Origin of the sequence: Rhizobium sp. AN6A, from assembly GCF_900215635.1 — a bacterium.
GTDB classification, from domain to species: domain Bacteria; phylum Pseudomonadota; class Alphaproteobacteria; order Rhizobiales; family Rhizobiaceae; genus Agrobacterium; species Agrobacterium tumefaciens.
Genome location: NZ_OCNC01000003.1, coordinates 550,138 through 561,580, shown reverse-complemented (window position 1 = coordinate 561,580; position 11,443 = coordinate 550,138). Strand labels below are relative to the sequence as shown.

The window sequence follows — 11,443 nt, the reverse complement described above, 5'->3', positions numbered from 1 at the left end:
GTGAAAAGGTACCAGATGGATGTCGGCCATCCTCCCCGCCAGAAAGGCGCGACCAAACGGCGCATATACGGATCGATTAACCGGCTCTTGCTGCATTCGAAGCGAAAAAGCCGCAATCCAGCTTTACAACTGTCTGAAAGACGTGGAGGAGCGTGGCACCGTGAAACATCCTATCCCAGCGCTGTTTGTATGTATGGCGTCGCTCGTCGCCTCAGCCGCCCCCGTTTTCGCAAATTGCTTTTCTCTGGTTGGGCGGCCTGAATGGCCGATCATTGCAGGGGCAGTTTCCTCAGCACAGGTTTGTGAGCAGCTCCCAGCCGGACCCAACCAAACTCGCAGTTTCCACGTGCAATCCGCAGAACTTTGCCGTGGCGCGGACCAAAACTCCACTCTCAGAGCTACGGCTATCGTTACTTGCGAAAGCCCTCCCGACGCGCTTTTCGAGATGCCACCGATGCAGTCGGAGATTGCGGTGATCGTTTCAGTCAACGAAAGAGCATGCAAAATCACCGATGCTCAAATTCAGATCGGCGGTGAGCTGGGAAGCCTCCTGCCCGGCACGGTGGATGCCAGCGAACTCGCGAGGCGCTGGACGGGGTCGCAATTGTCGCAACTCTGCCAGATGCGTTAGTTTTATGATCGTGTGGTCTACTCTCTCTCGAAAGAGAGCCTGGGTGACAGTGGGCGGCTGACGGTGGCTGCCCCATGGATCGCTTATGCCGATTTATGAGCCTCGCTAATAAGTGTTAGCGAAAAGGCGCATCTAATCATCTTCTTTTACCTCCCTATGTTGAGATATGGCGTTTCTCCGAATGCGCCAGGCCATCAACAACGAATGGAGCTGGAGATGAGAGATCACTCACATTTGGAACTTTCGCGGCGGGACTTACTTGTTTCCTCGGCGGCGGCAATTGCTGTCACGGGAGTTGCGGCAAAAGGAGCCGCAGCACAGTCCTCGGGGGAAGAAATGAATTTCAAGACAAGTGTTTCCTTCAAAGTGAACGGCGAGATGCATGATCTCGAACTCGACAATCGCACGAGCTTGCTCGACGCCTTGCGCGAGCACCTTCATCTAACCGGCACAAAGAAAGGCTGCGATCACGGCCAGTGTGGCGCTTGTACCGTGATGGTGGATGGACGCCGGATCAATTCGTGCCTGACGTTGGCGGTGATGCACGACGGTGACGAGGTCACCACCATCGAGGGCCTCGGACAACCTGGAAACCTGCATCCCATGCAAGCCGCATTCATCAAACACGACGGTTTTCAGTGTGGTTATTGTACTCCCGGACAAATCTGTTCCTCCGTGGCGGTCTTGGAGGAAATCAAGTCGAATATCCCAAGCCACGCCACTGCAGACATTTCCGCAAAGGTGGAAGTCACCGCGGCAGAAGTTCGGGAACGAATGAGCGGAAACATCTGTCGATGCGGCGCCTACTCGAACATTCTCGATGCAATTGCCGAAGTCGGGGGGATCGAAGCATGAGAGCCTTCACATACGAGCGAGCCACAACGGCTCAGGCGGCAGCGAAAGCGGCAGCAGCCAATCCGGAAGCCAAATTCATCGCCGGCGGGACAAATATCCTGGACTTGATGAAGCTGGAGATCGAGCACCCGGCGCATCTCATCGACATCAATGGAGTTGGTCTCGACAAGATCGAAACCACCTCTGATGGCTGTCTGCGCATAGGGGCTCTGGTCCGCAATACCGATCTGGCAAGCGACGAGACTGTCCGTCGTGACTATGGTTTGCTTACTCGCGCCCTCGTCGCCGGGGCGTCTGGTCAACTGCGAAACAAGGCCACCACCGCGGGCAATCTCCTCCAACGCACGCGCTGTCCGTATTTCTATGACACCAACCAACCGTGCAACAAGCGGCAGCCGGGAAGCGGATGTTCTGCCCTTGGCGGTTTTTCGCGACAGCATGCAGTCGTCGGAAGCAGCGAATCCTGTATCGCCACTCATCCCAGCGACATGGCTGTTGCGATGAGGGCGCTCGACGCAACCGTCGAAACGGTCAATGGCGACGGCCGTAGCCGCGCAATCCCGATCGCAGACTTTCACAGGCTTCCCGGCGATACCCCACACATCGAGACGGTCCTGGAGCCGGGCGAGTTCATAACTACGGTCACGCTGCCGAAGCCAATTGGGGGCAAGCATATCTATCGCAAGGTGCGCGATCGGGCCTCCTACGCGTTTGCGCTCGTATCCGTCGCTGCGGTGATCCAGCCGGATGGCACCGGCCGCGTGGCTGTCGGTGGCGTCGCTCACAAGCCCTGGCGAACAGGCTCAGGTGACCAGGAGCTGAAGAGCGGTGCAAAAGCCGCAAGTGCGGCACTTCTCGGCGACGCTCGCCCGACGGAGCAAAATCGCTTCAAGATAACCCTCGTGGAACGAACGATCGGTGCGGTGATCGCAGAGGCAAGGGGATAACGACCATGAAATTCGACACACCTGCAATCAACAATCCCATCGACCGGATGAAAGTCGTCGGTCAGCCTATCCCCCGCATTGACGGCCAAGAGAAAACGACGGGCCGAGCAATGTATGCCTACGAATGGCATGATCCGAACATTCCTTACGCCTACGGGTATCCGGTCGGTGCCTCTATTGCGAAGGGCCGTATCCGGTCGATATCGACCGACGCCGCAAAGCGGTCCCCCGGCGTTTTGACGGTAGTCACCACCTTGGACGTGGGCAAGCGCGAGAAGGGCAAATTCAACACAGCCAATCTTTTTGGTGGCGATGAAGTCCAGCACTATCACCAGGCCGTGGCGGTAGTCGTCGCAGAAACCTTCGAGCAGGCGCGCGCCGCAGCTTCGCTGGTAACAGTAGAATATGAAACTGCGCCCGGGAGCTTCGATCTCAAGAAGGCCAAGGACAGTGCGGTCAAGCCCGACGAGAAGCAGCTGCCCGACACGGCAGTCGGTGATTTCGAGGGGGCCTTCAAGAGCGCACCGGTCACTCTCGACGAGAGTTATACCACGCCAGATCAGTCACACTCCATGATGGAACCGCATGCTTCCATCGCTGCGTGGCATGGCGATAAACTGACCGTTTGGACGTCCAGCCAGATGATCGATTGGTGGCGATCCGATCTGGCGACTACACTCGGTATCGACAAGGACAATATCCATTTGATGTCGCCATTCATAGGCGGGGGTTTCGGGGGTAAGCTTTTCTTGCGAGCCGACGCGGTGCTTGCTGCCTTTGCAGCAAAGGCTACTGGACGCCCGGTCAAGGTCGCGCTTCCCCGTCCGTTCATAGCGAACAACACGACGCATCGGCCGGCGACGATCCAGCGTATTCGCATTGGAGCGACACAGGACGGAAAAATCACCGCGATTGCTCACGAAAGCTGGTCGGGTGACCAGCCTGGGGGCCAGCTGGAAACGGCTGTCAATCAGACACGACTGCTCTACGCGGGTGAGAACCGGATGACTGCCATGAGACTGGCCACGCTTCATTTGCCCGAAGGCAATGCGATGCGGGCGCCCGGCGAAGCGCCGGGGTTGATGGCTCTCGAGATCGCCATAGACGAGATAGCCGAAAAGGTGGGCGTCGATCCGGTCGAGTTTCGGATACTCAATGACACCCAGGTCGACCCTGAGAAGCCAGAGCGCGCTTTTACCCAAAGGAACCTGGTCGGCTGTCTGAAGCTCGGGGCGGAACGGTTTGGCTGGAACCAGCGCGGCAAGCCGGGTTCCCGACGAGAAGGAAACTGGCTGATCGGATCGGGTGTCGCAGCCGCTTTGCGAAACAATCTTCTCCTCCCATCCGCAGCAAGGGTTCGGCTCGGCGCGGACGGCATTGCAACGGTTGAAACCGATATGACGGATATCGGGACCGGCAGCTATACCATCATCGCACAAACAGCAGCTGAGATGCTGGGCCTGCCGGTCGATCGAGTGGCCGTTCAGCTGGGCGATTCCCGCTTTCCGGTTTCGGCGGGGTCGGGCGGGCAGTTCGGCGCGAACTGTTCTACCTCGGGCGTCTACGCGGCCTGCGTGAAGCTTCGTGAGGCGGTGGCGCAGAAACTCGGCTTTAACACTGACGACGTCGTGTTCGAGAATGGACAGGTTCGATCAGGAAACCGTTCGGTAGCGCTTACGGAGGCGGCTGCGCCAAACGGTCTTGTTGGCGAGGATGGAATGGAATGGGGCGATCTTTCCGAAGCCCATCAACAGTCAACGTTCGGTGCCCATTTCGTGGAAGTCGGTGTTGACGTGGCCACGGGTGAAACGCGCATTCGACGCATGCTGGCCGTCTGTGCGGCCGGACGGATCCTGAACCCGATAACAGCGCGCAGCCAGGTTATTGGTGCCATGACAATGGGTGTGGGTGGAGCCCTGTCCGAGGAGTTGGCGGTCGATACGAAGCAAGGCTTCTTCGTCAACCACGATCTTGCTGGCTACGAAGTTCCGGTGCATGCCGACATTCCCCATCAGGAAGTGATTTTCATGGACGAAGCAGACCCCATGTCGTCGCCTATGAAGGCCAAGGGCGTTGGCGAGCTTGGTCTCTGCGGGGTTTCTGCGGCCGTCGCCAACGCAATCTACAATGCCACCGGGGTGAGGGTGCGTCACTATCCTGTGACCCTCGACAAGATCATAGGCGGGCTGCCGGATGTTGCATGACGACATCGCCGCCCTCACGGATATCTGTCCTCAGGAGGATATCCAAGCTGCGACAAAGCCGACGCCGGTCAGGTCGTTGCTCACCGATGACACGAAAGAAATATTTGGCTTTGCGATAAGGGAGCTTGCAAAGGGCAGGGTGGCACTTGCCACCCTTGTCGAAATTCGCGGGGGAGCGGCGCGTGCGCTTGGCTCCCATGTCGCCGTTGCGGCCGATGGTCGTTTTTGTGGCTATGTGTCTGGGGGCTGCATCGAGGCAGCTGTCGCTTCCGAGGCGCTCGACGCAATAGGCGAGAACAGAGATAGGGAGGTGAAGTTCGGATTAGGCTCACCCTTTTTCGACATCGCCCTGCCGTGCGGTGGTGGAATTACCGTGTCGATCCACGTGCTGCAAAATACCGAGATGTTGAGCGGCGTTCTTGAGCAGCTTTATCAGCGCCGGACCACGGGCCTGTGCTACGCGAGGGATACCCAACAGCTCGAGATCGTCGAGCCGCCATCGCGGGCCGGTTACGCCGACGACCGCTTTTTCACGGTCTATCGGCCGCGCACGCGTGTCGTGATATCCGGTCAAAGTATAGAGGCCGAGAGGGTCGCTGATATAGCCCAATCTTCCGGCTACGAGGTTGTAGCCTGCACAGCGAGCGAAAAAGTTGTGCCCGATATCGATCAGTACACCGCCATTGTTCTTCTCCATCACGACCTCGATGCAGAGCAGGTCGTTCTGCAAGCCGCGTTACGGTCACCCGCGTTTTACGTCGGCGCCTTGGGGAGCACCCGTACACACCGTAGACGGGTCGATTTCCTTGTCAGCTCCGGTTTCTCCCGGGCAGATACTGATCGGATAAGGGCGCCGATCGGGCTTTTCGGGCCAACCCGCGATGCGAACTCTCTTGCCCTGTCCATCCTTGCCGACATCGCGGCGAGCCGCTTGTCCCTCTATGCGTGAGGTTCGGTGTGGAAGCGGCAGGAGATAGGCGAGTGTCAGTTGCCGTGGTTGTCCTGGCCGCTGGCCGATCGAGCAGGATGGCGGGTGCCGGGCACAAGCTTCTTGCGCGTTTTGGGGGAACCAGCCTGGTTCGTCGGGCCGCATTGGCAGCTGTTGGGGCCGGCAGTCGTTCTGTGGTTGTTGTGACCGGATACCGAAGCTCGGACGTCGAGGCCGAAATTGCAGGGCTCGACCTGAACATCGCGAGAAACTCCAACTTCGATGACGGGATGGCAAGCTCGATCGTGCTTGGCGTTCAACACGCCGCCTTGCAAGATCCTGATGGGATTATGATCATGCTTGCGGATATGCCGCTGCTTGAACCTGCGGATATTGACGCACTCATCGGCGCTTTTGCGGAAAGAAACGGAAAGGCGATTATCCGCGCGGTGTGTGGCGGAGATCCGGGAAACCCGGTTGTCTTTCCTCGCGCAGCATTCCCGCAGCTCATGGAGCTTATAGGCGACAGCGGCGCGCGCAAGATAATCACGCAATGTGGTCTCGACGTCATCGACATCGAGATCGGCGAAAGCGCCAAGGTGGACATAGACAACACAGAGCAGCTCGTTGCTTTAGGTGGCCATCCAGAAATCGGCTGATCATCGAGGTTTCTGCTGCCTCTAGGACGGGCTCGTGCCGGACATGCACGCAATGCTTCGCGAAATGGGCTGTCCGGTCGGCCAAGGCTACCTTTTCGGCCGCCCCATCGACGCCGAAGTTTTTGCAGCCAGCTTGGCACGGATTGGGAGCGACGGGGTGGAAACAGCCTAAGGTCAGCGGGAGTAAGGATGGATTTGGCCCCGCGAGTAATCGCGGAGCCAAGAGACGCTGATCAGATGAGGCTGACGTTCTCGGCCTTGGACTTTCCAGTCTTGCGGTCCTGTCCCACATCGTAGCTGACCTTCTGGCCATCCTGAAGAGAACCACCAAACCCTACGGCCGAGATGTGGACGAAGACGTCCGGGCCGCCGTTGTCCGGAGTGATGAAGCCGAAGCCCTTGTCCTGTGCGAAAAATTTGACGGTACCTGTTGCCATGTTATCCTCGTTAATTGAATACGACGCGGTAATACTATTGTTCGATGGCCTTGGCCACAAGGCTTTATGGCCTTCTCGAGCCAAGTCGCCGTGGATGAGTGGCTTTCAAAAACGCCTGTTTTGCGGTCTCAGTCACGATCAGCAAGCGATCTGTTGAATTTCAGCACGATTTAATTCGTATTTCCATTGTGCTCCCGCGCACAAAAAATCGAAGCAACGAGTTGCTTATGAACAAATTTGTCGTGTTGAGCGGGCCTGATCTTGGTCGGCAAAGCAGCGCAGTTTGAAGGCGTAGAGAGTTGCGGCCGCCGAGATCGCTTGCTCTATGTGCATACAACGTCTTTATAGCGGTCAACATGCTTAAAGTTTAGTCGTTTCCAGGGTTGCGGATATTTTCATCGATCTATCTTGCGGACGCGCTATTTGCGTGCTTGTATAGACAACCTAGGCAGTCATCACAGTTGCCGAGCCTGAAGGCGCAGACAGAGCGCAGGAGAGATTTGCATGATCGTCTTCGACAACGTCACCAAGCAATATGCGGGCGCGGCTACTGCCGTAAACGGTTTGTCCCTGACGGCGCCAAACGGCAAGCTGACCGTGTTCGTCGGCCCTTCGGGTTGCGGCAAAACCACATCCTTGCGGATGATCAATAGGTTGATCGTACAATCGTCCGGTTCGATCCTTCTTGACGGCGAACCGACAGATGGCATGGACGTGGCACTGCTGCGCCGTCGTATCGGTTATGTCATCCAGCATGCCGGGCTTTTCCCCCATCGCACCGTTGTTCAGAACATAGCGACCACTGCGCGGCTAAACGGGGCGCCAAAGGAAAAAGCACTGCGCACGGCGCATGAGTTGCTTGAGCGTGTAGGGCTGACCGCCGCCTTTGCCGATCGCTATCCGTGGCAGCTTTCGGGTGGCCAGCAGCAACGCGTCGGCGTTGCACGTGCACTCGCTTCCGATCCCAAGTTCATGCTGATGGACGAACCCTTCAGTGCTGTCGATCCCGTCGTTCGCACACAGTTGCAGGACGAATTTCTCCGCTTGCAGCGTGAGATTGGCAAGACCATCATCATGGTGACGCACGATATAGACGAGGCGTTGAAGCTTGGCGACCAGGTTGCTGTTTTGCGTGCCGGCGGAACGCTTGCGCAGATCGCCACTCCAGAGGAATTGCTGGCGCGCCCGGCAGATGCCTTCGTGGCGGACTTTATCGGCCGGGACAGAGGGTATCGCTTCCTGAGTTTCGCCGAATTTGATGGTGCAGTCCCTCTTGGTGCGGAGCCGACAACCTTGCTCGGCGCAACACCGGACAGCCTTCGTGGCGTTGCAACGGACCGCTGGGTTCTGGTGACTGACGCCGAACATCGTCCCATCGGGTGGGCCGATGCGCAGGGTCTCAGGCAGCCACTGCGTGAGGGAGATCTCAATCTCAGTGGTACGCTGGCGCCGGAAGGCAGCAGTTTGCGCCATGTGCTCGATGCAGCGTTGAGTTCGCCCTCCGGCCGCGGGGTCATCGTAGGGTCAACGGGCCAGCTTGTCGGCACCGTCACACTCTCTGATGTCGCCAAAGCCATCGAAGCCGCGCGAGTCGGTCGCTTCGGAGGTCAGCCATGAAGTTCGATTGGCTCTACCGGGAATCCGGGCGAATTTTCGAGCTTTTCATCTGGCATCTCGGCCTTTCGGTCATCCCGGTGGTGATCGGCCTGCTTCTTGCGTTGCCGCTCGGCTGGATTGCGCAGCGGGCCGGTTTATTCCGCTCGACCCTGCTGGGGGTTGCCGGGCTTCTTTACACAATTCCGTCGCTTGCGCTGTTCGTCCTGCTGCCGCTGGTGCTCGGCACCCGTATACTCGATCCGCTAAACGTCGTCGTCGCGCTGACGATCTACGCGTTGGCGCTTCTGGTGCGAACAGTGAACGATGGTTTGGAATCGGTTTCGCCAGACGTCCTCCAGGCGGCGAATGCCATGGGCTACAGACAGGTTGCGCGTCTGGTGATGGTGGAGCTACCGCTCGCGGTCCCTGTGATTGCCGCCGGATTGCGTGTGGCCGTGGTTTCCAATGTCAGCATCGTTTCCGTAGCGGCACTGGTTGGAACGCCGCAACTTGGTCTGCTCTTCACGCAGGGGCTTCAACTGCGGTTCCTGACGCCGATCATAGCAGGCATCGTACTCTGCGTGCTTCTCGCAGCCTTGCTGGACGGGCTTGTGCTGTTCATTTCACGCCGCCTGACGCCGTGGCAGCCAGGGAGTGCCGCGCGATGATCGAATGGTTTAGCGATCCCGCTCACTGGACAGGGAGTGATGGTGTCATCGTTCTCGTCGGTCAGCATCTGGCTTACAGCTTTGCGGCCCTTTTTCTCGCCTGTCTGATTGGCTTGCCGGTTGGGCTTTATGTGGGGCACACGGGACGCGGTGTCGTCTTCATTGCGGGTCTTGCAAATGCGCTGCGCTCCCTTCCAAGCCTTGGCCTGATCGCGCTTCTTGTGATTGTTTTTGGCCCCGTTTTCGCATCCGATATGGCTTTTATCGTACCCAGCCTTATCGTGCTCGTGCTTCTGGCCGTGCCGCCGATCATGACTGGCAGTTACGCCGGTATCGCGGCGGTGGATCCCGCTGCGGTGGATGCTGCAAGAGGCATGGGGAAACGTCCGCTCGATATTCTGTTCGATGTGGAACTGCCCTGCGCTCTGCCGTTGATCTTTTCCGGTCTGCGCAGCGCCACGCTTCAGATCATCTCGACCGCAACCATCGCCGCTTATGTTTCTCTTGGTGGTCTCGGTCGCCTGATCATCGATGGGCGGGCGCAGAACGATTATTATCAGATGGCCGCAGGTGCCGTTCTCGTCGGCGCGTTGGCCCTGACCGTGGATCTGATCATCGGCGTCATATCGAGGGTCACCGTATCACCAGGCCTGACGCGTCGAGCAAAGCGGTAGAGGTTTTAAAATAACGCGGTTTTCTATTCCACGACTGTTTCAACATAAAGGAGAAGCTCGCATGGCATTCAGGATCATCACTGCCGCCAGCGCATTTGCGCTCATGGCAATTTCCGCTGCTTCGGCATTGGCGCAAAGCAATCCGCTGGCCGCGCCAGCCACTCCGCGAACCGATACGACGACAATCATCGTCGGTTCCGCCGACTTCCCCGAAAGCCAGCTTCTGGCGACGATCTACGCCAAGGCCCTTGCCGCCAAGGGTGTTGCCGTCGAAACGAAGTTGAGCATCGGGAGCCGCGAAGTCTATATCCCTGCGTTGCTCGACGGATCAATCGATCTGTTGCCGGAATATGCAGGTGCGACGCTGAGCTATCTCGACAAGAACGCCACGGCCCATTCGCCAAGCGATGTGGCCGCCGCGCTCAAGGCGGCTCTGCCGAAAGGCGTCTCGATGCTGACACCCTCTGCAGCACAGGATTCCGATAGCGTGGCTGTGACGCGCGCGACCGCTGACAAATACAAGCTGACGACGATTGCCGATCTCGCACCCGTAGCCTCGCAGCTCGTACTTGGCGGTCCACCGGAATGGAAAACGCGCAAGGAAGGCATTATCGGTCTGAAGGAACTTTATGGCCTCGAGTTCCAGTCGTTCAAGTCGCTTGACGTCGGTGGCCCGCTGACCCTTTCGGCACTCATCAACGGTCAGGTCCATGCTGCAAACCTGTTCTCGACCGATCCGGCCATCGCTGCAAACGACCTCATCGTGCTTGAAGACGTCAAGAACCTCTTTCCTGCCCAGAACATCGTACCAGTGATTGCCACACCGAAAGTTAGCGACATTGTGACAAGCACTCTCGATGCTGTTTCCGCCGCCCTGACGACGAAAGATCTCGTCGTTATGAACGGTCGTCTGGCCAATCACGACAGTTTTGATGTCGTGGCGGGCGACTGGCTGGCCGAACACAAATTGAACTGAATCCATCGGCAAAGGGCGTGGCATTGCCCCGCCCTTTGCCGACAACCCTGCGTATTGGTGACGTCATAGCTATGGATCACGACAGAAAGATTTTCCGGGAAGTGATGTCGCCGATATCTGAGAACGCTCATGACGCGCAGGGCACCGAAGACCAGAATTCACCGCTCTATGTAAAGCTCAAGGACTATGTCCGCAGCCGCGTCGAGGCGGGTGAGTGGAAGATCGGTCAACGTGTTCCGTCGGAAAACGAGCTGGTCGATATTCTCGGTGTCAGCCGGATGACGGCCAACCGCGCTTTGCGTGAGTTGGCCGACGAAGGGCTTGTGGTGCGTGTACGCGGCAAAGGTTCGTTCGTTGCGTCCAAGAAGCGCACATCGCAGTTCCAGAGCGTGCCCAACATTGCCGAAGAAATAACACGCAACGGCGGTGTTCACAGCGCGCGGGTCATACTTCTTCACATCGAAACCTGCGATCCAGATCTTGCCGAAGCGCTCGCTGTTCCGGCTGGCAACCTTGCTGCGCACTCGATCATTGTGCATGCGGAAGATGGCGTGCCAATGCAAATCGAGGATCGTTTCGTCAATTCGGACTGCGCGCCCGATTACATCAAACAGGATTTCAACCTCGTAACACCCAACGGTTATCTCACGCGAGTGGCACCGATCGTGAAAGCCGAGCAGCATATCGAGGCGGTCAGCGCACAGCCCTGGGAATGCAAGCTGCTGGCTATTTCCAAGACGGAACCATGCCTGCTCGTGCGTCGTCGCACATGGTCGACAAAGGGGATCGTGTCTTCCGTCCGCCTCCTTTATCCCGGCAGCCGCTATCGTCTTTACAGCAGTAATTGAGACACCAGCGAACGCCGGCA

The 11,443-nt window shown here is 58.1% G+C and carries 12 protein-coding genes; 11 read left to right on the top strand and 1 reads right to left on the bottom strand.

Going from position 1 to position 11,443, the window contains the following annotated elements:
• Positions 1-19: 19 nt before the first annotated feature.
• The 6 genes from CRO62_RS27155 (at position 20) to CRO62_RS06410 (ending at position 6,224) form a co-directional block, all read left to right on the top strand.
• The gene (locus CRO62_RS27155; protein WP_097099622.1) at positions 20-631 is read left to right on the top strand and encodes a hypothetical protein; all 612 of its coding nucleotides are present in this window, start codon (positions 20-22) and stop codon (positions 629-631) included.
• Positions 632-847: 216 nt separating this feature from the next.
• Positions 848-1,486: an aldehyde dehydrogenase iron-sulfur subunit PaoA gene (gene paoA / locus CRO62_RS06430; protein WP_003518348.1), complete on the top strand. Its 639-nt coding sequence runs from the start codon at positions 848-850 to the stop codon at positions 1,484-1,486.
• Positions 1,483-2,433: an FAD binding domain-containing protein gene (locus CRO62_RS06425; RefSeq protein WP_097099621.1), complete on the top strand. Its 951-nt coding sequence runs from the start codon at positions 1,483-1,485 to the stop codon at positions 2,431-2,433. The genes paoA and CRO62_RS06425 overlap by 4 nt, the downstream gene beginning before the upstream one ends.
• Before the next feature lie 5 nt (positions 2,434-2,438).
• On the top strand, positions 2,439-4,637 hold the full coding sequence (gene paoC / locus CRO62_RS06420) for an aldehyde oxidoreductase molybdenum-binding subunit PaoC (protein WP_097099620.1): 2,199 nt from the start codon (positions 2,439-2,441) through the stop codon (positions 4,635-4,637).
• Positions 4,627-5,586 carry an XdhC family protein gene (locus CRO62_RS06415; protein WP_097099619.1) on the top strand — a complete coding sequence of 320 codons (960 nt, stop codon included), beginning with the start codon at positions 4,627-4,629 and terminating at the stop codon, positions 5,584-5,586. Before paoC ends, CRO62_RS06415 begins: the two co-directional genes overlap by 11 nt.
• A gap of 32 nt (positions 5,587-5,618) precedes the next feature.
• Complete coding sequence (locus tag CRO62_RS06410) at positions 5,619-6,224, top strand: nucleotidyltransferase family protein (RefSeq protein WP_323455478.1); 606 nt, start codon at positions 5,619-5,621, stop codon at positions 6,222-6,224.
• 233 nt (positions 6,225-6,457) lie between these two features.
• On the opposite strand, the gene CRO62_RS06405 is transcribed toward CRO62_RS06410, so the two are convergent.
• Positions 6,458-6,661 (bottom strand): cold-shock protein, encoded by a 204-nt coding sequence (locus CRO62_RS06405; protein ID WP_003518333.1) that lies wholly within the window; start codon positions 6,659-6,661, stop codon positions 6,458-6,460.
• A 504-nt stretch (positions 6,662-7,165) separates the two neighbouring features.
• Here CRO62_RS06405 and CRO62_RS06400 point away from each other — a divergent pair.
• From CRO62_RS06400 to hutC, 5 genes are all read left to right on the top strand, one after another.
• Positions 7,166-8,278, top strand: coding sequence for an ABC transporter ATP-binding protein (locus CRO62_RS06400; RefSeq protein WP_097099617.1), 1,113 nt, complete (start codon positions 7,166-7,168; stop codon positions 8,276-8,278).
• Positions 8,275-8,925 carry an ABC transporter permease gene (locus tag CRO62_RS06395; protein WP_097099616.1) on the top strand — a complete coding sequence of 217 codons (651 nt, stop codon included), beginning with the start codon at positions 8,275-8,277 and terminating at the stop codon, positions 8,923-8,925. The genes CRO62_RS06400 and CRO62_RS06395 overlap by 4 nt, the downstream gene beginning before the upstream one ends.
• Complete coding sequence (locus tag CRO62_RS06390; protein WP_003518330.1) at positions 8,922-9,599, top strand: ABC transporter permease; 678 nt, start codon at positions 8,922-8,924, stop codon at positions 9,597-9,599. The genes CRO62_RS06395 and CRO62_RS06390 overlap by 4 nt, the downstream gene beginning before the upstream one ends.
• A gap of 61 nt (positions 9,600-9,660) precedes the next feature.
• Positions 9,661-10,575, top strand: coding sequence for an ABC transporter substrate-binding protein (locus CRO62_RS06385; protein WP_097099615.1), 915 nt, complete (start codon positions 9,661-9,663; stop codon positions 10,573-10,575).
• A 104-nt stretch (positions 10,576-10,679) separates the two neighbouring features.
• Complete coding sequence (hutC, locus tag CRO62_RS06380) at positions 10,680-11,423, top strand: histidine utilization repressor (protein WP_097100406.1); 744 nt, start codon at positions 10,680-10,682, stop codon at positions 11,421-11,423.
• Positions 11,424-11,443 lie beyond the last annotated feature (20 nt).